The sequence below is a fragment of the Kitasatospora sp. NPDC040550 genome (genome assembly GCF_055594965.1).
In genome coordinates, this window is record NZ_JBVIWC010000003.1 from 108919 (window position 1) to 130868 (window position 21950).

Annotated in this window: 18 protein-coding genes; 10 read left to right on the forward strand and 8 right to left on the reverse strand. The window is 74.4% G+C overall.

Annotated features, from left to right (window positions below; genetic code table 11):
* Nucleotides 1–14: 14 nt before the first annotated feature.
* The 4 genes from hemC to ACZ58X_RS05770 form a co-directional block, all read right to left on the reverse strand.
* Nucleotides 15–950, reverse strand: coding sequence for a hydroxymethylbilane synthase (gene hemC, locus ACZ58X_RS05755; protein WP_470332439.1), 936 nt, complete (start codon nt 948–950; stop codon nt 15–17).
* A 25-nt stretch (nt 951–975) separates the two neighbouring features.
* Entirely contained in the window at nt 976–2232 is a 1257-nt protein-coding gene (locus tag ACZ58X_RS05760) for a hypothetical protein (protein ID WP_470332440.1), read from the reverse strand.
* Nucleotides 2233–2342: 110 nt separating this feature from the next.
* Nucleotides 2343–4652 (reverse strand): ABC transporter permease, encoded by a 2310-nt coding sequence (locus tag ACZ58X_RS05765; RefSeq protein WP_470332441.1) that lies wholly within the window; start codon nt 4650–4652, stop codon nt 2343–2345.
* The gene (locus tag ACZ58X_RS05770; protein WP_470332442.1) at nt 4649–5374 is read right to left on the reverse strand and encodes an ABC transporter ATP-binding protein; all 726 of its coding nucleotides are present in this window, start codon (nt 5372–5374) and stop codon (nt 4649–4651) included. Before ACZ58X_RS05770 ends, ACZ58X_RS05765 begins: the two co-directional genes overlap by 4 nt.
* A 139-nt stretch (nt 5375–5513) precedes the next feature.
* On the opposite strand from ACZ58X_RS05770, the gene ACZ58X_RS05775 reads away from it, so the two are divergent.
* The 6 genes from ACZ58X_RS05775 to ACZ58X_RS05800 all read left to right on the forward strand — a co-directional run bounded on the left by ACZ58X_RS05775 (nt 5514) and on the right by ACZ58X_RS05800 (nt 10944).
* Nucleotides 5514–6368: a sensor histidine kinase gene (locus ACZ58X_RS05775; RefSeq protein WP_470332443.1), complete on the forward strand. Its 855-nt coding sequence runs from the start codon at nt 5514–5516 to the stop codon at nt 6366–6368.
* Between the two features lie 59 nt (nt 6369–6427).
* On the forward strand, nt 6428–7129 hold the full coding sequence (locus ACZ58X_RS05780) for a response regulator (protein WP_470332735.1): 702 nt from the start codon (nt 6428–6430) through the stop codon (nt 7127–7129).
* Nucleotides 7130–7314: 185 nt separating this feature from the next.
* Nucleotides 7315–8523 (forward strand): cytochrome P450, encoded by a 1209-nt coding sequence (locus ACZ58X_RS05785; RefSeq protein WP_470332444.1) that lies wholly within the window; start codon nt 7315–7317, stop codon nt 8521–8523.
* Between the two features lie 47 nt (nt 8524–8570).
* Nucleotides 8571–9728, forward strand: coding sequence for a type III polyketide synthase (locus ACZ58X_RS05790; RefSeq protein ID WP_470332445.1), 1158 nt, complete (start codon nt 8571–8573; stop codon nt 9726–9728).
* Nucleotides 9725–10315 carry an NUDIX domain-containing protein gene (locus ACZ58X_RS05795; RefSeq protein WP_470332446.1) on the forward strand — a complete coding sequence of 197 codons (591 nt, stop codon included), beginning with the start codon at nt 9725–9727 and terminating at the stop codon, nt 10313–10315. Before ACZ58X_RS05790 ends, ACZ58X_RS05795 begins: the two co-directional genes overlap by 4 nt.
* 185 nt (nt 10316–10500) lie before the next feature.
* Nucleotides 10501–10944 (forward strand): SHOCT domain-containing protein, encoded by a 444-nt coding sequence (locus tag ACZ58X_RS05800; RefSeq protein ID WP_470332447.1) that lies wholly within the window; start codon nt 10501–10503, stop codon nt 10942–10944.
* Nucleotides 10945–11167: 223 nt separating this feature from the next.
* Here the strand turns inward: ACZ58X_RS05800 and ACZ58X_RS05805 are convergent, their stop codons facing one another.
* Nucleotides 11168–13081: a BACON domain-containing protein gene (locus ACZ58X_RS05805; RefSeq protein ID WP_470332448.1), complete on the reverse strand. Its 1914-nt coding sequence runs from the start codon at nt 13079–13081 to the stop codon at nt 11168–11170.
* Between the two features lie 150 nt (nt 13082–13231).
* On the opposite strand from ACZ58X_RS05805, the gene radA reads away from it, so the two are divergent.
* Both radA and disA read left to right on the forward strand, forming a co-directional pair.
* A complete protein-coding gene (gene radA, locus ACZ58X_RS05810; RefSeq protein WP_470332449.1) occupies nt 13232–14767 on the forward strand; it encodes a DNA repair protein RadA in 1536 nt (511 codons plus the stop codon).
* A gap of 202 nt (nt 14768–14969) precedes the next feature.
* The gene (disA, locus tag ACZ58X_RS05815) at nt 14970–16028 is read left to right on the forward strand and encodes a DNA integrity scanning diadenylate cyclase DisA (RefSeq protein WP_470332736.1); all 1059 of its coding nucleotides are present in this window, start codon (nt 14970–14972) and stop codon (nt 16026–16028) included.
* Nucleotides 16029–16183: 155 nt separating this feature from the next.
* Here disA and ACZ58X_RS05820 read toward each other — a convergent pair whose 3' ends face one another.
* Nucleotides 16184–17050 (reverse strand): hypothetical protein, encoded by an 867-nt coding sequence (locus tag ACZ58X_RS05820; RefSeq protein ID WP_470332450.1) that lies wholly within the window; start codon nt 17048–17050, stop codon nt 16184–16186.
* Between the two features lie 235 nt (nt 17051–17285).
* On the opposite strand from ACZ58X_RS05820, the gene ACZ58X_RS05825 reads away from it, so the two are divergent.
* Nucleotides 17286–18203: an HhH-GPD family protein gene (locus tag ACZ58X_RS05825; protein WP_470332451.1), complete on the forward strand. Its 918-nt coding sequence runs from the start codon at nt 17286–17288 to the stop codon at nt 18201–18203.
* Between the two features lie 59 nt (nt 18204–18262).
* Here ACZ58X_RS05825 and ACZ58X_RS05830 read toward each other — a convergent pair whose 3' ends face one another.
* Nucleotides 18263–19858, reverse strand: coding sequence for an MDR family MFS transporter (locus tag ACZ58X_RS05830; protein WP_470332452.1), 1596 nt, complete (start codon nt 19856–19858; stop codon nt 18263–18265).
* 235 nt (nt 19859–20093) lie between these two features.
* Between ACZ58X_RS05830 and ACZ58X_RS05835 the strand changes: the two genes are divergently transcribed.
* Nucleotides 20094–20723, forward strand: a complete 630-nt coding sequence (locus tag ACZ58X_RS05835) for a TetR/AcrR family transcriptional regulator (protein WP_470332453.1) — start codon at nt 20094–20096, stop codon at nt 20721–20723.
* Between the two features lie 10 nt (nt 20724–20733).
* On the opposite strand, the gene ACZ58X_RS05840 is transcribed toward ACZ58X_RS05835, so the two are convergent.
* Nucleotides 20734–21666, reverse strand: a complete 933-nt coding sequence (locus tag ACZ58X_RS05840) for a M23 family metallopeptidase (protein WP_470332454.1) — start codon at nt 21664–21666, stop codon at nt 20734–20736.
* Nucleotides 21667–21950: the final 284 nt, after the last annotated feature.

Sequence of the window (21950 nt, forward strand, 5' to 3'; positions counted from 1 at the left end):
GGCCTCCACGGGCCTCAGTGCGGGATCGAGGAGATCAGCTCGTGCGCCCCCTGCCGCTTGAGCGCCAGGGCGACGGAGGTACCGAGGTCCTCCGGGGTGAGCGCGCCGGCCCACTCGTGGGCGTCCAGCACCCGCTTGCCGTCCGGGGTGAAGACCCGCCCGCGCAGCGAGAGCCGGCCGTCCGCCTCGGCCCGGGCGAAGCCGGAGATCGGGCTGTTGCAGTGGCCCTGCAGCACGTGCAGGAACATCCGCTCGGCCGCCGCCTCGCGCCAGGTGTCGTGGTGGCCGAGCCCGGTGACGGCCTCGATGGTCGCGGAGTCGTCCTCGCGGCACTGCAGCACGAGGATCCCGGCGCCGATCGGCGGGCACATCTCCTCGACCGGGAGGACCTCGGTGATCCGGGCCCGCTCGCCGATCCGCTCCAGTCCGGAGACGGCGAGCAGCAGCGCGTCGACGTCCCCGGCGGCCAGCTTGGCGAGCCGGCTGTTGGCGTTGCCGCGGATCGGCACGCACTCCAGGTGCGGGTGGGAGGCGGCGAGCTGGGCGATCCGGCGGACGGAGGAGGTGCCGATCCGGGTGCCGGGCGGGAGTTCGGCCAGGGTCAGGCCGCCCGGGTGGACGAGTGCGTCACGGATGTCGTCGCGGCGCAGGTGGGCGGCGAACACGGTGCCGGCGGGCAGCGGGCGGTCGGCGGGCACGTCCTTCAGGCAGTGCACGGCGACATCGGCCTCCCCGGCGAGCAGCGCGGCGTCCACCTCCTTGGTGAACGCGCCCTTGCCGCCGAGGGCGGCGAGGTCCCCGGTCCAGCGGTCGCCGGAGGTGGTGACCGGCACCACCTCGGTGCGCAACCCCGGGTGCAGTTCGGCGAGTTCGGCGCGGACCCGGTCGACCTGGGCGAGTGCCATGGGCGAGGAGCGGGACACGATGCGGATCAGCTCAGCGGTGGCCATGGCGCGATGATAGGCGCTCCGACGCTCACCCTTGGGACTGCCTCACGTACTCGGCGTAACGGCGCGGCAGCTCCGTCCCTCGGAGGTCCCGCACCACCGGCCCGACGGCGCCGACCGCGGCACCCGCCGCCACCAGCAGGCTCGCGCCGCCGAACGCGTACCCGTCGGCCGCGTCGACGGCGGTCAGGGCGAGCGTGGGCAGCACGGCGACCAGGCCGGTGCCGAGCACCTCGGCCACGGCGAGCCGTCGGCGCAGGTGGGCCAGGAACTCGACGGTCGGCCGGCCGGGCCGGATCCCGGGCACGAACCCCCCGGTGCGCAGCAGCGCGTCGGCGCCGGCCGGGGCCGACCGGTCGGTTCGCACGGCCAGCCCGGCACCGAGCGCCGCGAGCACGAACAGCAGTGCGAGGTACGGGAGTCGGGGCAGCGGCAAGGGCGCCAGCAGCAGCGCCGCGGTGACCGCCGGGACGAAGCCGCGGTGGCTGAGCACCAGTGGCAGGTAGCGGGTCTCACCGCCCGACCGGGCCCCGATCATGCGCCGCGCGTACTGGACCGGGACGCGCCGCTCGCCCGTGCGCCCGGCGATGACCAGCGCGGTGGTCGCCAGCAGGGCGAACAGCGCCGCCGCGAGCACCAGTGCGTAGCCGCCTGGGCCGGACTCCCGCTCCACCGCCCACAGTTGGCCGGGCAGGACGGCGAGCACCTGGGCGAGCAGCAGCACCGACACCCCGTCGCCGAGCCCGCGCCGGCTCAGCCACCGGGCGAGCCGGAGCACCGCCAGCGCGCCGGCCGCGGTGCAGCCGGTGATCACCGCGACGGCGGGCGCGCCGGGCAGCCGCAGCACGCCGTCGCCCGCGGCCGGGGACGGCAGCAGCCGGCCGGAGGCGGCGACGAGGCCGAGCACCAGGCCGCCGAGCAGGCCGAGGGCGAGGGTGGTCCGGGTCTCCAGCCGCCGCATTCCCGCGCGGCTGCCGCCCAGGTGCTCGGGGCGCAGCGCGGCGAGCCGGGGGTGCAGCCGGGTGAGGAGCAGCACCAGCGGTCGGGCGAGCAGGACCGGCAGGACGCCGAACGGGAGCAGCGCCAGCCGGTACAGCCCGCCGCCGGTCACCAGGTCGACCAGGCCGCGCAGTTGGTCGCCCGGCAGGGTGCGGTCGGCGACCCGGCCCAGGACCGCCGGGTCGACGCCGGGCAGCGGCAGGATCTGGCCGAGCCGGAACAGTAGGACGCCGCCGAGCGTGGCGGCGGTGGCCCGCAGGCCGGTTCCGGTACGACTGGCGGTCACTGGCCTCAACTCCCCCGGTGTCGACGGGAAGTGGGACGCCGGGACCGGCCGGGCGGTTCCCCGCCCGGCCGGTCCCGGCCGCCCGGGCGTCCGCCGCGTCCCGACCGGGTTCACTCGTTGTGCAGCACCTCGGCGATCGGCAGCCGGGCCGCCGATCGGGCCGGCACGAGCGCGCCGAGGACGGCGATCGCGACGCCCGCGAGGGCGAGGGCGGCCAGCAGCGGGGCGCCCCAGATGTCGATCATCGAGTCGGTGAAGTGGATGATCCGGACGTGCTCGGCGATCAGCCGGTGCACCAGGATCCCGACCGGGATGCCGACGATCCCGCTGACCACACCCTGCCAGGCCACCGAGGTGACCGTCATCCCGACCACCTGCCGGGGCGTCATCCCGATCGCCTTGAGCATCCCGAGGTCACGGCGGCGCTCCCGGATGGTGAGCAGCAGGGTGTTGAAGACGCCGAGCGCGGCGACCACCGACAGCAGGACGGAGAAGGTCGTGCTGAACGTCTTGATCGCGACGACCGACCCCTCCGTGCTCGGGGTGACGATCGAGGCCCCCAGGCTCGGGTCGGCGTCCGTGACGGCCTTCCGGTAGGCCGCCGCGTCGGCGCCGTCGGCGAGCCGGACGTCGTACTCGACCACGTGCGGGTCGGAGGTGAGCAGCGCCCTGGTGGCGGCGTTGGAGGTGATCGCGTTGGCGTTGCCCTGGACCTCCAGGCCGACCAGGGTGACGGTGGTCTGCCGGCCGTCCAGGGCCAGGGTGACCCGGTCGCCGAGTTTGAGCCCGTGCTGGTCCAGGAAGGCCGGCCCGGCCTCGGCCTCGCCCGGCCCGGTGGCCAGGCGGCCCTCGACCACGTTCAGCCGCCGGTGGTCGACCATGGCGTCACCGCCGTAGAAGCTGGCGAAGACCGGCTGGGGCTGGCCGACGATGCCGACCCGGACCAGGCCGCGGACGGAGACCTGGTCGGCGCCGGGGGTGGCGCGCAGCATCGCCTCGGTCTGCTCCGCGGTCAGCCGGGGCGCGAGCTCGCTGCCGGAGAAGACGGCGGTCTGCACGTTGATGTGGGTCCGGTGGTCCGGCGCGGCCATCGACGCGGCCAGGGTGCGGGTCAGCCCGGTGGTCACGGTCACGGTGACCACGCCGAGCGCGATCGCCGCCATGGTCAGCGCGGTGCGGGCCGGGCGGGCGAAGGGCTGGCCGAGGCCGAGGCTCACGGCGCGCGGCAGCCGGGTGCCGCTCAGCCGGCGCTGGACCGTGAGCCCACGCCCGGTGCGCGGGGCGCTGCCCGCCGAGATGGCCTGGGCGGCGGAGAGCCGGCGGGCCCGGGAGGCCGGGACGAACGCGGCGAGCGCGACCAGCAGCGGGACGCCGAGCAGGGTGGCGATGGGCAGCCAGCCGGCCGGCTCGATCACGGCGGTGCCGGTCGCGATCCCGCTGAACGCGGTCCTGAGGATGGGGTACGAGGCCGCCCAGCCCGCCGCCGTGCCGAGGATCGTACCGACCACGGCGGGCACCGAGACCATGGTCAGGTAGACCGTGACCACCTGGCGCGGGGTGAAGCCGATCGACTTGAGCACCCCGATGTGCCGGTAGCCGGAGACCACCGCGCCGCTGACCACGTTGCCGACGATCAGGGCGGCGACGATCAGGCCGAGCACGCCGAAGACCGTCATCAGCGGCAGGTAGGCGTCGGCGCCGGCCGAGAAGGCCTGCTTGAGCACCAGGTAGGACTGCCCGCTGGCGACGGCGTCCTTCGGCAGGCCCTCGGTGGCGTTGGCGAGCGAGGCGGTGAGCTGCTGGGGGGTTCCCGCGTCGGTGAAGCGGTAGAGCATCTGCCGCCCGGTGGGGTGCAGGGCGGCCGCCTGCTCGGGGGTGACCCAGCCGCCTGCGGACTGGCTCATGTCGGTCGCGAAGCCGACGATGGTGAGCTTCACCCCGGTGCTGGTGGTGATCGGCGTGCCGAGGTACTTCGCCGACCCGCCTCCCGGGGTGTCGATGACCACCTCGCCGGGAGCGGTGGCCCAGCGGCCGGACAGCACCTCCACCCGGTCCACCGGTGCGGCCGCCGGGTCGGGCCGGCCGACCAGGGTCAGCGGGCCCGGCGGGTGGCCGATCCAGTCGGTGGGGACGGTCACCACGGCCTGGTCGAAGGGCCCGGCGGCCGCCGCGACACCCGGCCGGTGGGCGGTGGCCGCCAGTTGCTCCGCTGAGGCCTTGGCCGGGTCGTACAGGGCACTGACGTGCGCGCCGTGCTCGCCCTCGAAGGCGGTGTCGAAGGGGGCCCGGGCGGCGCTGATCACCGCGAGGGCGAGCAGCACCGTCGCGGTGGAGCAGAAGACGACCAGGCCGATCACGACGGTCTGCACCCGGCGGCGCTTCACGGCCGCCCGGGAGGCCCGCCACACAGCGCCGTTCACGATGAACCCTCCAGCATCCGCTCCCGCGCCACCTTGCCGTCCGCGACCTCGACCAGCCGACTGGCGCAGCGGGTGGCCAGGTTGGGGTCGTGGGTGACGATCAGCAGGGTCTGCCCGATCTGGTTGAGGTCGATCAGCAGGTCCATCACCTGCTCGCCGGAGCGGCTGTCCAGCGCGCCGGTCGGCTCGTCGGCGAGCAGCAGCGCCGGACGGTTCATCAGGGCGCGGGCCACCGCGACCCGCTGGCGCTCACCGCCGCTGAGGGTGGCCGGGTAGACGTCCTTGCGGTGCGCGACGCCGAGTTCGTCCAGCAGCTCCAGCGCCCGGCGGCGCGCCTGCTTGGCGCCGGTGCCGGTCAACTGGGCGGCCAGGGCGACGTTGTCGAGGGCCGGGAGGTCGTCGATCAGGTTGAAGAACTGGAAGATCATGCCGATGTGGCGGCGGCGGAACAGCGCCAGGCCGTTCTCGTTCAGCCCGCCGAGGTCCTGCCCCTGCACCCGGACGGTGCCGGAGCTGGGCCGGTCCAGCCCGGCCACCATGTTCAGCAGGGTGGACTTGCCGCACCCCGAGGGGCCCATCACGGCGACCGCCTCACCCGCACGGATCCGCAGGTCGACGCCGTCGAGCGCCTTGGCGTCGCCGAACTCCTTGTGCACCCCGGACAGCTCGACGACGTACGGCGCGTCGTCGGGCCGGGTGGTCCCGTCGTGGTCGTTGCTCATGGTCGACGACGGTAGGCGCGGCCTCCCGGGCCGGGCGTCCCACCCCGGGTGTAACCGCGGGCCGCCGTAGTACCCGGGATGTATGCGGGCGGCACCCCCGGATGATGTCGATCAAGCTCCGGCCTGGGAGGCTGGCGCCGTGTGGGGAACTGGAACGGACTGGATCGCGGTCGCGACGGCGGGCACCGCCTGCGCGGGCGCCGGCTGGCTGGGCGTCGCGCTGGTACGGGCGCGGCGGCTGTACCGGACGGCCATCGGCGAGCGCGGCTGGCTGCTGGAGCGCGAGCGGGAGAGCGCCGCGAGCGCCGCCGTGGACGCCGAACGGGCGCGGATCGCCGCCGAGTTGCACGACATCGTCAGCCACAACGTGAGCCTGATGGTGGTGCAGGCCGGGGCCGCCCGCGAGGTGCTGGCCACCATGCCGGAGGAGGCGGCGGCCGCGATGGGCGCGGTCGAGGCCGCCGGGCGGGACGCCATGACGGAGCTGCGGCACCTGCTGGGCCTGCTCGCCCCGGCCGCCGACGGCAGCGAGGAGCCGGAGCTCGACGGCTTCGCGCCGCAGCCGAGCCTCGGCCGGCTGAGCCCGCTGATCGACCGCTTCGCCTTCGCCGGGCTGCCGGTGGAGGTGCGGGTCTCCGGCGAGCCGCGGCCGCTGCCCGGCGGCGTCGACGTGACGGCATACCGGATCGTCCAGGAGGCGCTGACCAACGCGCTCAAGCACGGGGACGGGGTGACGGCGGAGGTGACGGTGCGGTACGCGGACCACTACCTGCGGGTGGAGGTGCTGAACAGCGGCCCGAGCGTGCTCTCCGGCAGGCCCGCCCCCGCTCCGGCCCTCCGGCGGGCGGACGGCGCCGGGCGCGGACTGATCGGCCTGCGCGAGCGGGTCGCCGTGTACGGCGGGGACCTGGACGCCCGGCGCCGGCTCGGCGGCGGCTACCGGGTCCGCGCCCGCATCCCGCTGGACCGGCCGTACCCGCTGGACCGGCCGTGAACACCCGGGAGGGCACCGTGAACGCCCGGGAGGGCACCGTGAACGCGCTGGAGGGCACCGTGGAGCAGACCGAGCAGCGCCGCCCCCGGGTGGTGATCGCCGACGACCAGGAGCTGGTCCGCACCGGTTTCCGGATGATCCTCACCGCGCGCGGCATCGACGTGGTCGCCGAGGCCGGCGACGGCGCCGAGGCGGTGGCCGCCGCCACCCTGCACCGGCCGGACGTGGCCCTGCTGGACATCCGGATGCCGACCATGGACGGCCTGGAGGCGGCCCGCCGGATCCTGGCCGCGGTGCCCGGCTGCCGGGTCATCATGCTGACCACCTTCGACCTGGACCACTACGTCTACGCGGCGCTGTCCGCCGGCGCCAGCGGCTTCCTGCTCAAGGACGTCACCTCGGCCCACCTCGCCGCCGCCGTACGGCTGGTGGACACCGGGGACGCCCTGCTCGCCCCGTCGATCACCCGCCGGCTGGTGGAGCGCTTCGCGGCCGGCGCCCCGCACCCCGCCGCGCGCGGCGCCGACGCGCCGCGGCCGCACCGCGACCTCGCACCGCTCACCCCGCGCGAGGTGGAGGTGCTCGGCCTGCTCGGACGCGGCCTGTCCAACGGCGAGTTGGCGGTCGAACTGACCCTGAGCGAGTCGACCGTGAAGACCCACGTGGCCCGGATCTTCGCCAAGTTGAACCTGCGCGACCGGGCCCAGGCGGTGGTGCTCGCCTACGAGACCGGACTGGTCGCACCGGGTGCGAACGACTGACCGTCAATTCCCTTACCCGTCACGATGATTCGCATGACAATCAGGTAGCTCACTCATTAGGGGGAACCGCTCGAAGGATTCACATTTTTGCCAGTCCATGGGGGAGCATCTGCGTATCCGCGACCGGAGCGACGAACACCGTCCGCGCGGCACCACCCGCAGGACGAAGACCATTGGACAGGCCCGTGACCACCACCACCCCCGTGTGGGACTGCCCCTTCCACCACACCGACGGCCTGGAGTTCGACCCCCTCCTCAAGCGGCTGCTCACCGAGGCCCCGATCGCCAGGGTCCGACTGCCCCACGGCGCGGGCGAGGCCTGGCTGGCCACCCGCTACGAGGACGTCAAACTGGTCACCACCGACCGCCGGTTCAGCCGCGCCGCGGGCATCGGCCGCGACCTGCCGCGGATGACGCCCGCCACCATCGCCCAGGCCGAGTCCATCAACCTGATGGACCCGCCCGAGCACAACCGGCTGCGCCGCCTGGTCGCCCAGGGGTTCACCAATCGCCAGGTCGAGCGGATGCGCCCCCGGACGCAGGCCATCGTCGACGGCTTCCTCGACGAGATGGTCGAGCACGGCGCCCCCGCCGACCTCGCGCACTTCCTCTCCGCCCGGCTCCCGCTCCACACCATCTGCGAGCTGCTGGAGATCCCCGGACCGGACCGCGACCAGCTGCGCGCACGGGCGGTCGCGATGATGCGGATGGGCCCCGGCAGCCGCGAGGGCCAGGAGGAGGCCAAGGCCGGCCTGCGCGCCTACTTCACCGAGCTCACCGCCGAACGCCGGGCCCACCCCGGCGAGGACTTGATCAGCGCGCTCGCCACCGCCCGCGACGGCGAGGACCTGCTCGACCCGGACGAACTGGCCGTCATGGCGATGGTCCTGCTGGTCACCGGCCACGACACCAGCACCTACCAGCTGAGCAACATCACCTACACCCTGCTCACCCACCCCGAGCAGCTCGCCGCGCTGCGGGCCCGGCCCCAGGACCTGCCCCGCGCCCTGGAGGAGCTGCTGCGCTTCATCCCGTTCCGCCAGGGCCCCGGCATCGCCCGGATCGCCACCGAGGACGTCGAGCTCGGCGGCGAGCTGATCCGGGCCGGCGAGGCCGTGCACGTCTCCTACCTCACCGCCAACCGCGACCCGGCCGCCTACGAACACCCCGACGAGCTGCGCCTGGACCGCACCGACGGGCCCGTCAACATGGCCTTCGGCCACGGCCAGCACCGCTGCCTCGGCTCGCACCTCGCCCTGATGGAGCTCCAGGTCGCGATCGGCACCCTGCTGCGCCGCTTCCCCGGGCTGCGGCTGGCCGTCGACCCGGCCGAACTCGACTGGGAATCCGGCTCGATCTGGCGCTTCCCGCAGACCCTGCCGGTCGCCTGGTAGCCCGCTCCCCTCGACACACCGTTCCCGCACCGGGGAGACCCACACCCATGGCCACACTCTGCCGCCCCGCCGTCGCCGTGCCCGAGCACGTCATCACCCTCGACGAGACCCTCGACCTGGCCCGCACCCTGCACGCCGGGCACCCCCAACTCGGCCTGGCCCTGCGGCTGATCGAGAACACCGGGGTGCGCACCAGGCACCTGGTCCAGCCGATCGAGCAGACCCTCACCCACCCGGGCTTCACCCACCGCAACCAGGTGTACGAGCGGGAGGCCAAGCGCCGCGTCCCCGAGGTGGTCGAACGCGCGCTCGCCCACGCCGAGTTGGGCGCCCAGGACATCGACCTGATCATCTACGTGTCCTGCACCGGCTTCATGATGCCGTCGATGACCGCCTGGCTGATCAACACCATGGGCTTCCGCTCCGACACCCGCCAGGTGCCGATCGCCCAGCTCGGCTGCGCGGCCGGCGGCGCCGCCGTCAACCGCGCCCACGACTTCTGCCGCGCCTACCCGGGCGCCAACGTGCTCATCGTCGCCTGCGAGTTCTGCTCGCTCTGCTACCAGCCGAGCGACCTCGAAGTCGGCTCGCTGCTCTCCAACGGCCTGTTCGGGGACGCCGTCGCCGCCGTGGTGATGCGCGGCCGGGGCGGCCGCGGGGTGCACGTCGAGCGCAACGGCTCGCACCTCGTCCCGGACACCGAGGGCTGGATCTCGTACGGGGTCAAGGACACCGGCTTCCACTTCCAACTGGACAAGCGGGTGCCCGGCACCATGGAGATGCTCGCCCCCGCGCTGCGCACCCTGGCCGGGCAGCACGGCTGGGACGTCTCCGGACTCGGCTTCTACGTCGTGCACGCCGGCGGCCCGCGCATCCTGGACGACCTCTGCCACTTCCTCAACCTGGAGCCCTCGACCTTCCGCTACAGCCGGGCCACGCTGACCGAGCGCGGCAACATCGCCAGCGCCGTCGTCTTCGACGCCCTGGCCCGGCTGTTCGCCGACGGCGGCGTCGCCGAGGGCACCACCGGCCTGATCGCCGGCTTCGGACCGGGCATCACCGCCGAGATCTCCCTCGGCAGTTGGGCCGACACCCCGGTCGAACCGGTGCGCCGACGCCCGCGCGCCATCTCCACCTCCGACATCGCCCTCGTCCACCAGGCCGCCCCCTGCCGTTTCCCGGCCGGCACTACGATCACGGAATGACAGACACCACGGACCGCACCGACACCGACACCTCCGCCAGAGCCGCCGAACTCGCCGCCCTGTTCCCGGCGTTGCACGCGCCGCAGTACTGGGCCTGGGGGCGCTACGACGCGCAGTTCTCCACCGTGCTGCCGCCGGACGAGCTGGTCACCAACATCCACCTGGTCGGATTCGCGGACGGTGGCGTGGTGCTCTGCCGGGACGACCGGAACCACTGGTTCCTGCCCGGCGGCACCCGGGAGAAGGACGAGTCCGTGGCCGACTGCCTGGCGCGGGAGCTGCGCGAGGAGGCCGGCGCCCGGTTGCTCGGCGAGCCGGCCTGGCTGGGCGCGCACCGCTGCCACACCGAGGACCTGGTGCCGTACCGGCCGTGGCAGCCGCACCCGGACAAGGCCTGGCTGTGGGGCTGGGGCGAGGTCGAGCTGGACTCCACGCCGACCAACCCGGCGGACGGCGAGCAGGTGGTCGAGGTCCGGGCCGTCCCGGTCGCCGAGGCGCAGCGGCTGCTGCTCGGCGGGCACGACGCCTGGTGGGGCGAGCTGATCGGGCTGGCGGTCGAGCTGCGACGGCGGGCCGGGCGGAGCTGAGGCCGCTCCCGGTCCGAGGTGGCCGCCGGTGCGAGGTGGGCTCCTGCTCCGAGGCGGCTCCTGCTCCGAGGTGGCTCCCGGCACGAGGTCACTCCCGGTCCGGGATATTCCCGTCGGGGCGGAAGACCACCGGAACGGCCGAACAGCAGAGAGCGGTGTCCGTTTTGCGGTGATATGACTCGGCCATGGACACCTATTCGTTGGCCGCGTCGCTGGCCGTGGACTACCCGGTGCTCAACATCTTCTGGACGATGCTGGAGCTGTTCCTCTGGATCCTCTGGTTCTTCCTGCTGTTCAAGATCATCACCGACATCTTCCGCAGCCACGACCTCAGCGGCTGGGGCAAGGCCGGCTGGCTGGTCCTGGTGATCATCCTGCCGCTGATCGGCATCCTCGCCTACCTGATCGCCCGCGGCCAGGGCATGGGGAAGCGGGACATCGAACAGGCCCAGCAGACCGACGCGGCGGTCCGGGCCTACATCCGGGACGCGGCGGCCGGAACGCCCGCGGAGGGCGGTACCGGCGGCCGCGGCCACGTCGAGGACCTGGCGAAACTGGCGGACCTGAAGGAGCGGGGCGCCATCTCCGACGAGGAGTACCAGAAGGCCAAGGACAAGCTCCTGGCGTGAGCGGACGGAGCGGCCGGGGGGGGGGGGGGGGGGGGCCCCCCCCCCCCCCCCCCCCCCTCCTCTCCCCCCCCCCCCCCCCCCCCCTCCCCCTCCCCCCCCCCCCCCCCCCCCCCCCCCCCCCCCCCCCCCCCCCCCCCCCCCCCCCCCCCCCCCCACACCCCCCAAAACCCCCCCCCCCCCCCCCCCCCCCCCCCCCCCCCCGCGGCCGTGCGGCCCGCCTCCCTCAGCGCCCCGTCGCCGCCCCCGTCGGGTGCGGCGAGGCACCGGCCGTCGGAGACGCCGTGGTCGCGGGGGCGCTGCTCGGTGATCCGGAGGGCGACGGCGGGACCGTCCGGCTCGGCGTCGCGGTGGGCTGCGGCGGGGCCGTCGTCGCGGGGGACGCCGGTGCGGAGGGCGAGGCGGGGGCCGACGAGGGCCCCGAGGACGACGGCCCCGAGGAAGGCCCCGAGGAAGACCCGGACGAGGGCGGCGACGAGCTCCCCGCCGAGGGCTCCGCCGAGGAGGACGCGGAGCCGCCCCGGTTCTGCGGCCCGCCCTCCAGGGTGACCACCGCCTGGGAGGGCGGGAGCGCGATCCGGGCCGTCCAGTGGGTGGTGGGCGCGAGGTCCTCGTCCACGGTGACGATCACGGTGATCCGCTGTCCCGGCGCCAGCGTCCCGGCGTCGCGGCTGAGCCGGAGCCAGCCGGCGTCCGTCACCGCGTGCCAGCGGATCTCCGTGCTGCCGGAGTTGGTGAGGGTGAGCACCGTCCGGCTGCCGTACTCCCCGGCCTCGACGGTGAGCAGCCCGGCGGGCGCCGGGTCGCCCGTGCCCGGCGCGGAGGCCCGTTCGACCGCGGGGGCCGGGGCGGCGACCAGGGCGGGGCTGCCGAGCGGGGTCGCGCCGTGGGCCGGTACCGGGACCAGCGGCCCCTGCAGGGTGAGCCGCGGAAAGCCAGGGAGCAACGTTTCTGCACCGCTTCCGCCACCCGCGCCGGCCGCCCCGCCGCCACCCGCACCCGCCAGCTCCAGCCCGGGCATCCCCGCGACCGCGCCCACCCCGGCCGACCACGGCGGCCGCTGCCCGGCGTCCGACCCGGCCCCGTCCACCCGCACCGCCGACACCGAGGCCGCCGCCCCCGCCCCGGCGCCGCCCCGGTGCCCGGCCCAGAGCGCCACCACCGGCGCCGCCAGGACGGCCGCGAGTACCCCGGTGGTCACCACCCGCCGACGGACCGCCAGGCTCCGGCCCGCGTCCGGCGCCCGGTGCCGGGGGAAGCCGCCGTGGTCGAAGCGCAGCCCCGGCTCGGCCGCCACGGCACCCCGCCGCCCTCCGGCCGCCGCCGTCGGGGGCTGCGCCGCGCCCACCGGGGACGGGACCGCCCCGCCCACCGCGGCCGGTGCCGTCAGCAGCGGCAGCCCCGACAGCCCGGACGCGCCCTCCGCCGCCCCGCCGGCGGCCACCCGCTCCGCCGTCCCCCGGCAGGTCGGGCAGTCCACCACGTGCTGCACCAGTTCCCGCCGCAGCGCCGGGCCGAGCACCCAGTCCCGCCAGGACTCGGCCCCGGCCCCGCCGAGCCGGTCCAGCTCGGGGCAGCTGCCCACCCCGAGCACCAGCAGCGCCGCCCTGGTCCGGGCCACCTCGGCCTCGGCGGCGGCGAGCAGGGCCCGGGTCCGCTCGAACGGCAGGCCCAGGACGGCCGCCACCTCCAGCGGGGTCAGCCGGTGCCGGACGGAGAGTTCCAGCGCCTCGCGCTGCTCCGGGTCCGTACCGGCCGCCTCCGGCCAGGCGAGCGAGGCCAGCTCGCGCCGCCGCCGGACCGCCTCGGCCCCGGTCGGCTCCGCCCCGGGCCCCGCACCCGCTTCCGGGCCGGTGCCGTCAGCCGGGCCGGTGCCGCCGTCCGGGCAGGCCCCGTCCGCGAGCCGCCGCAGGCAGCAGTACCGGGCCAGCGAGAAGAGCCAGGCCCGGACCAGTCCGGGCTCGGCCAGCCGGTTGCCGTGCCGCCGGGCCAGTTCGCGGACCTCGCGCAGGGCGCCGGCGGCCGCGTCGTGCTCGCACAGCACCGAGAGGCAGTAGGTGAACAGGCCGTCCACCTGCCGGTCGTACGCCGCGAGCACGGCGTCCGCAGCCCCGACGGGCCCAACAGTTCGCGTTGTCACCCGTCCGACGGTAGGAGCAGCGGGCGGCCCGTCCCCGCCGTTCGCCGCGTATGTACTTCTTTCGGGTAACAACATCGCCCATCTGTGTGGGCGCGCGGCCGGTCCGACGGTGGTCCGCCGCTGTCACACCCAGCCGCTACCGTGGGCCGCATGCCTCCGCGTTCCAAGACCACCGCCAAGCCGCGCCCGGCCTACCGCTGCACCGAGTGCGGCAACCAGCTGCCCAAGTGGGTCGGCCGCTGCCCGGAGTGCAACGCCTGGGGCACGGTCGAGGAGTACGGCGCGGTGCCGATCCGCACCACCGCCGCGGGCCCGGTCAGCGCGCCCGCCCGGCCGATCGCCCAGGTGGACGGCCAGGTGGCGACGGCCCGCTCCACGGGCGTGCCGGAGCTGGACCGGGTGCTCGGCGGCGGCCTGGTGCCCGGCGCGGTGGTGCTGCTGGCCGGCGAGCCCGGCGTCGGCAAGTCCACCCTGCTGCTGGACGTCGCGGCCAAGGCGGCCACCGCCCAGCACCGCACCCTCTACGTCACCGGCGAGGAGTCGGCCGGGCAGGTCCGGCTGCGCGCCGACCGGATCGACGCCCTCTCCGAGCACCTCTACCTCGCCGCCGAGCAGGACCTCGGCGCGGTGCTGGGGCACATCGAGGCGGTCAACCCCGGCCTGCTGATCCTCGACTCGGTGCAGACCATCGCCTCCGCCGAGCTGGACGGCGCCCCCGGCGGCCCGGCCCAGGTCCGCGAGGTGGCGGGCGCGCTGATCCGGGCCTCCAAGGATCGGGGCATGGCCACCCTGCTGGTCGGCCACGTCACCAAGGACGGCCAGATCGCCGGTCCGCGCCTGCTGGAGCACCTGGTGGACGTGGTGCTGAGCTTCGAGGGTGACCGGCACGCCCGGCTGCGGCTCATCCGCGGGGTCAAGAACCGCTACGGCGCCACCGACGAGGTGGGCTGCTTCGAGCTGCACGACGAGGGCATCGTCGGCCTGGCCGACCCGTCCGGTCTCTTCCTGACCAGGCGTGACAAGCCCGTCCCGGGCACCTGCCTCACCGTCACCCTGGAGGGCAAGCGCCCGCTGGTCGCCGAGGTACAGGCGCTGATGGTGGATTCGCAGATCCCCTCCCCGCGGCGCACCACCTCGGGCCTGGAGTCGCCCCGGATCGCGATGATCCTGGCCGTGGTCGAGCGGCACGGCGGGGTGAAGCTCGGCAAGCAGGACATCTACACCGCGACGGTCGGCGGGGTGAAGCTGACCGAGCCCTCCGCGGACCTCGCGGTGGCGCTCGCGGTGGCCAGCTCCTCCACCGACACCCCGCTGCCCAGCAACCTGGTGGCGATCGGTGAGGTCGGCCTGGCGGGCGAGGTGCGGCGGGTGACGGGTGTGCAGCGCCGGCTGGCCGAGGCGCACCGGCTGGGCTTCACCCACGCCCTGGTCCCGCCGGACCCGGGCAAGGTGCCGCCGGGCATGAAGGTGGTCGAGGTGGCCGACATCGGCGAGGCGCTGCGGGCCATCCCGGGCCGCCGCCGGGCCGCCGCCAAGCCGCGCTCCGAGGCCCGTGGTGAGGCCCGTACCGAGGCGCGTGGTGAGGCTCCGTCGGCCCCGCTGGCGCCCCGCGCACCCCGGGTCCCGGCGTACCCGGAGGAGCTGATGGACGGCTGGGAGCCGCTCGACTCCGACGAACTCCGCTGACCCAAGCCCTGCCGAAGCCGCACGCAGTTAGACTTTCCCCAGTCTCATTGGCCAGAAGGCAGTACCGGAGCGGTACTGAGCGACAGAGCAACAGACCGCGGACCGGCGCACGGCGCGAGGCGCGCGGCACGGGGTCGACCGGAGGAGTCACGTGGCAGCCAGCGACCGGGGGGCGGACAAGGCCTCCCGTGAGGAGGCCCTGCTGCGGGCCTCCCTCACCGCCATCGCGCCCGGTACCGCGCTTCGTGACGGACTGGAACGGGTCCTGCGGGCCAACACCGGTGGCCTGATCGTGCTGGGTTTCGACCGGACCGTCGAGTCCCTGTGCACCGGCGGCTTCGTCCTGGACGTCGAGTTCAGCGCGACCCGGCTGCGCGAGCTGTGCAAGCTCGACGGCGCCGTGGTGCTGGACAAGGACATCACCAAGATCGTCCGGGCCGGCGTCCACCTGATGCCGGACTCCACCATCCCCACCGACGAGACCGGTACCCGCCACCGCACCGCCGAGCGGGTCAACCGGCAGACCGGCTTCCCGGTGGTCGCGGTCTCGCACTCGATGCGGCTGATCGCCATGTACGTCAACGGCACCCGCCGGGTGCTGGAGGACTCCACCACCGTCCTCTCCCGCGCCAACCAGGCGCTGGCTACCCTGGAGCGCTACAAGCTGCGCCTGGACGAGGTGGCCGGTACGCTCTCCGCCCTGGAGATCGAGGACCTGGTGACGGTCCGGGACGTCACCGCCGTGGCCCAGCGCCTGGAGATGGTCCGGCTGATCGCCACCGAGATCGCGGGCTACGTGCTGGAGCTCGGCATCGACGGCCGCCTGCTCTCGCTCCAGCTCGACGAGCTGATCGCCGGTGTGGAGCCGGAGCGCGAACTGGTCGCCCGGGACTACTTCCCGGAGCGCGCCGCCAAGAAGGGCCGCACGGTCACCGAGGTGCTGGCCGACCTGGAGGCACTCACCCACGCCGAGCTGCTGGACCTGCAGACGGTCGCCAAGGCGCTCGGCTATTCCGGCACGCCGGAGTCCCTGGACTCCGCCGTCTCCCCGCGCGGCTACCGCCTGCTGGCGAAGATCCCGCGCCTGCCCAACACGGTGATAGAGCGCCTGGTCGAGCACTTCGGCGGCCTGCAGAAGCTGCTCGCGGCCAGCATCGACGACCTGCAGACGGTCGAGGGCGTCGGCGAGACCCGGGCCCGCTCGGTCCGCGAGGGCCTGTCCCGCCTTGCCGAATCGTCCATCCTGGAGCGCTACGTCTGACCGGACGCGCAGCGGACCACGAACGGCCCCCGGAGAAACGCTTCCCCGGGGGCCGTTCCGCGTCCCGGGACGCGGGCCCCGACGGGCCGACGGGCCGACGTGCGGAGCCCCCGACCGCTCGGCGGCCGGGGGCTCCGTGCGGACGTGACGGACGCTCAGTTGTCCAGTCGGATCGAGGTCCGGGCCGACACCTTGTCGCCGGAGAGCCCGGTGAGCTCCGCCAGCACCACGTACGTCCCGTTCGCCGGGGCGCTCTGGTCGGCGGTCGCGCACTGCGGCTTGCTGCGGCTGCGGTCCCAGGTGAAGGTCTCGGTCTGGCTGCCGTTCGCCGGGATCTGCACCCAGATGTTGCCCTTGTCGGGCGGGCAGTCGCCGGAGGACCAGACCCGGTCGTTGTTGCTGCCGCTGCTGACCGTGATCACGGAGGCGGTGCGGCCCAGGTCCACCCGGCAGTTGGCGCCGGAGGAGTTCTTGACCGTGAGCGCCAGCTTGGGCTTGTCCTTGGGCTGGTACGAGTTCTGGGTGCCGGCCAGCTCCAGGGCGACCTGCGAGGAGGAGCAGACCGGGAGCGCCATCACCTCGGCGGTGTTCACCGCCGGGGCGCCGCCGCCCGAGCCGCCGGTACCGCCGGGCGCGGGGCTGCCGCCGCCGGAACCGCCCGCCCCGCCCGAGCCCCCGGACCCGCCGGACCCGCCGGCACCGCCCGAGCCGCCGGCGCCGCCACCCGTGGCGCCGCCGCTGAGGCCGACCTCGCTGCCGCCGCCGCTGGCCACCGGCCCGCCGCCGGAGCCGCCGCCGGCCGGGTGCGCCGCGGGGCCGCTCGGCGAGGCGCCGGGCGTGATCGCCTGAGCGGGCGTCTGGCTCTGGGACGGTACGGGCTGCGCGGCCTTGCTCGATGAGCCGTCGTCACCGCCCCCGCCCTGATCGGTCATCAGCCAGGCGATCAGGGCGACGACCGCCGCGACGGCGACGAGCACGACGACACGCCGACGCCAGTAGATCGAGGCCGGCAGCGGTCCCACGGGTTGACGCAAAGAGGGCACGATCAAACTCTATGGGACTGCGTGTGGCGATTGACTCACCAACACCGCACAGTCGCCCCTTCTTTCACATGATCCGCCATTTGATCCGTTCGAGGGAGTCCTTTCACCCGGATACCCGGGCGGGAACCGAGGAGAGAGCGACGGAGAACGGTCCGTCCGGAGCCCCCGCATCCGCTTCGGCCCGACCGCACCGCCGTGGGAGGATCGAAGGGCCATGACTGCCATCACCGCCGCCGAAGCCGCCCCCGCGCCGCCCCTGCCCCTGCCGTTGCTGCACTCGACCGTCATCGACTGGTACGAGGCGAGCAAGCGCGACCTGCCCTGGCGGACCCCCGAGGCGACGCCCTGGGCCGTCATGGTGAGCGAGTTCATGCTCCAGCAGACCCCGGTGAAGCGGGTGCTGCCCGCCTGGCAGGCCTGGATGACCCGCTGGCCCACCCCCGCCGACCTCGCCGCCGAGGCGCCCGGCGAGGCGGTCCGGATGTGGGGCCGGCTGGGCTACCCGCGCCGCGCGCTGCGCCTGCACGCGGCCGCCGCGGCGATCACCGAGGAGCACGGCGGGGAGGTCCCGGACGACCACGCCACGCTGCTCTCGCTGCCCGGGGTGGGGGAGTACACCGCCGCCGCCGTCGCCTCCTTCGCCTTCCGCCAGCGGCACGTGGTGCTGGACACCAACGTCCGCCGGGTCTTCGCCCGCGCGGTGACCGGCGTCGAGTACCCGGCCACCGCCACCACCGCCGCCGAGCGCCGGACCGCGACCGCGCTGCTGCCGGACGACGCCGGGACGGCCGCCACCTGGGCGGTCGGCGTGATGGAGCTGGGCGCCCTGGTCTGCACCGCCCGCGGCCCGGAGTGCGGGGAGTGCCCGCTGTTCACCGTCTGCGCCTGGCAGCGGGCCGGCCGCCCGCCGTACGAGGGCCCGGCCCGGCGCGGCCAGACCTACGAGGGCACCGACCGCCAGGTGCGCGGCAAGCTGCTCGCGGTGCTGCGCGAGGCGCACGGCACCGTCCCGCAGGCCCGGCTGGACGCGGTCTGGCCGGACGCGGTGCAGCGCGCCCGGGCACTGGACGGCCTGGTCGCCGACGGCCTGGTCGAGCCGGTCGAGCAGGGCGTCTACCGGCTGCCCCAGTAGACACGGCGGCGCCCCCGGGAGTCCCTTCTCCCGGGGGCGCCGTACGCGGGCGGGGGCCGTCAGACGGCCGCGGCCTCCAGCGAGGCCTCGGCCGCCTTCTCGCCCTTGCCGGCGCCGCGCAGCGGCACCTCGCGCAGGAACAGCGAGGCGGCGATGGCGATCACGGCCACCCCGGCGCCCCACAGGAAGACGGTGTGCATGCCGTTGGACACCGCGTGGTGGTAGGCGTCCTGGACGACCTCGGGCAGCTTGCGCAGCTCGGCCGGGCTCATCTGGCCCGGGTCCTTCGCCCCGCCGCCGGCGGAGGCCTGCTCGCCCAGGCGCGAGGTCATGGTGTCCTTCACCCGGTTGTTGAACAGGGCGCCGAACAGCGCGACACCGAAGGAACCGCCGATGGTGCGGAACAGGGTGGCGGTGGAGCTGGCCACGCCCATGTCCTTGAGCTCGACGCTGTTCTGCGCGACCAGCATGGTGATCTGCATCAGGAAGCCCATGCCGGCGCCGAGCACGACCATCCAGCAGGCCGAGGTGAAGCTGCTGGTCCCGACGCCCATGGTGGAGAGCAGGACCATGCCGGCGGTCATCACGACGGTGCCGATGATCGGGAAGACCCGGTACTTGCCGGTCTTGGTGACGGCCTGGCCGACCACCAGCGAGACGACCAGCATGCCGAACATCATCGGCATCAGCAGCAGGCCGGAGTTGGTCGCCGAGGCGCCCTGGACGATCTGCTGGTAGAGCGGCAGGAAGACGGTCGAGCCGAACATCACGAAGCCGACCACGAAGCCGATGATCGAGACCAGGGTGAAGTTCAGGTTCTTGAACAGGCTCAGCGGCAGCATCGGCTCCTGGGCCCGCTGCTCCACGTAGCAGAAGGCGATCAGCGAGGCGACGGCGAGCGCGGCCAGGCCGAGGATCTCCTTGGAGCCCCAGGCGTACTGCTGGCCGCCCCAGGTGGTGATCAGCACCAGGGAGGTGATGCCCGCGGTGAGCAGCACGGCGCCCGGGTAGTCGATCCGGGCGGTGTTGGTGACCTTCGGCAGCTTGAGGGTGACGACGACCACGGCGAGGGCTATCAGGCCGAGCGGCAGGTTGATGTAGAAGGTCCAGTGCCAGCTCAGGTGGTCGGTGATGAAGCCGCCGACCAGCGGGCCGCCGATGGTGGCGAGGGCCATCACGGCGGCGAACATGCCCTGGTACTTGCCGCGGTCACGCGGCGGGACGAGCGCACCCATGATCGACATGACGCCGACCATCAGACCGCCGGCGCCGAGGCCCTGCACGGCGCGGAAGCCGATCAGCTCGTTCATGTTCTGGGACAGGCCGGACAGCGCCGAGCCCACCAGGAAGATCACGATCGAGGTCAGGAAGATGCCCTTGCGGCCGTAGAGGTCGCCGAGCTTGCCCCAGATCGGGGTGGAGGCGGCGGTGGCCAGGGTGTAGGCGGTGACCACCCAGGAGAGGTGCTCGGCACCGCCGAGGTCACCGACGATGGTCGGCATCGCGGTGCCGACGATCAGGTTGTCGAGCATGGCCAGCAGCATCGTGACGACCAAGCCGACCATCACGAGGCGGATCTCGCGGGGCGACCGCGGCTGCTCCTCCTCGGTCGTCTTGTCCTCCGGTACCGGGCCGGCGGTCTTGGACTGTGACATGGGGTGGGGTCTCCCGGAGGGTGTTTCGGACGGGCCTCGCGCCGCGTTGCGGATCACTTACTTGACGCCCGGCTAGTTTATCGATCGTCGGCACGGTAGGCTTTTTACTAGCCGGTCGTCAAGCCAGTTTTAAGACCGAGCGCCTGGGCAGGGAGAATGGGCCCGGGGCGGACGCCACCCCGGGTCCGCAGGACCGTCACCGCAGCAGTCACCGACGCAGTCAACGAGGCAGGCCATGGGCACTCCGCACAGCCCCCGCAGCGACACCCGGGCTCGCATCATCGAGGTGTCGTTGGAGCTCTTCTCGGAGCAGGGCTACGAGCAGACCTCGCTGCGTGAGATCGCCGACCGACTGGGCGTCACCAAGGCCGCGCTGTACTACCACTTCAAGACCAAGGACGACATCGTCCTGGGCATCGTCGAGCGGATGGCCGCGCCGATCGACGAGATCATCGCGTGGGGCCGGGAGCAGCAGGCCTGGAGCCCGGAGATGCGCGACGAGATGATCCGGCGCTACGCGGACGGGATGACCGAGCGGGCCCCGCTGCTGCGCTTCTTCCACGAGAACCAGCCCGCGCTGCGCGAGTCCCCGGCCGGGCTGGCCTTCCGGGAGCGCGTGATCACCATGATGCAGCTGGTGCACGGGCCCGACGCCGGGTTCCGGGACCGCCTGCGGGCGACGATGGCGCTGTTCACCGCCCACTCGGCGTTCTTCCTGCTCAAGCAGGACTCCTCCGACTGCGGCGACACCGAGAACGTGTGGGGCGAGAAGCTGCCGGCCGCGGACCTGGAGGAGGCGCTCGAAGCGGCCCGCGAGGTCTCGCTGGAGATCAGCAGCCGGATCGGCCACCCCGCCCGGGACTGAGCGGCGGTCCTCAGAACGCCGTGACGCCGTGCCCGGAGAGGTAGGCGATCGGGTTGACCACCGCGCCGTAGCGGTTGCTGGTGCGGATCTCGAAGTGCAGGTGCGGCCCGGTGGAGTTGCCGGTGTTCCCGGACAGCCCGACCCGTCGGCCCGCCGGCACCCGGTCGCCGGCCGACACCGAGACCGCCGACAGGTGCGCGTACTGCGCGAAGTGCCCGTCGGCCAGCCGCAGCACGACCTCCTTGCCGTACGCGCCGTCCCAGCCGGCCGAGACCACGGTCGCGTCGCCGACCGCCAGCACCGGCGTGCCGGGGGAGACCGCGAAGTCCACCCCGGTGTGGTACCCGGCGGCGTACCCGGAGTTGGCCACGCCGAACGGATTGCTGGTGGGCGCGTCCGGCGCCGGCGCCGACCAGTCCGGCGCGGGCGCGGGGGCCGGTGCGGCCTCGGGCTGCGGGCCGGGCTGCTCGGCGGACTGCTCGGCGGGCGCGGGCTCCGCCGCCGGGTCGAGCGGCAGCAGGTTGGGCGCCACCGCCACGAAGGCCTGCGCCGAGGCGGCGTCGTCCGGCAGCTTGTACGGGCTCGGGCCGGCCACCTGCACCAGGCCCGGGTTGGGCACCTCCGCCCGCGGGGCGGTGAACGCCGAGCTGCCCGGCGTGGTCGGCCGCACGGTCTGCGCCGAGGCGCTGCCCGGGGCGGCGATCAGCAGCACGCCCGCCAGCAGCGCGGCGGTCGCCCCGGCCGAGGCCACCGCGTGGTCGCGCTCGGTCCGCTGCCGGCTGCCCGGCAGGGTGGCGTGCCGGGGGGTGGCGAGCAGGCGCAGCGGCGGTACGGCACGGCTGCGGAGGGCCTGGGTGATCCGCGGCTGCCAGACGGCCGCCTGGGCCGTCGCGCGGACGGCGAGCCGGCGCAGGGCCGGCCCCACGGGCGGGACGTTGGACATCGCGGGTCGTACCTCACGGTCGTACGGGGGCAGCACGGAACGCCCGGTCGGGCGTTCGGCTGCGCGGGGGAGCACTCAGCTTTAACCGTCACCGAGCGCAGCCCCAAACCCGGCGATGTACTACCCCGTGTAGTCGGCGTGGTGCCGGGGATTCAGGCCGACGGAGTAATGATCATGAGATCGGATCGCCGAGGCCCGACCGGGTCCGTGCCGCGGTCCGGTCCCGCCGACTACTAGGCCCGGTCGTACCGCGCCGAACCGCTGTGACCAGCGCCACCCGGCGC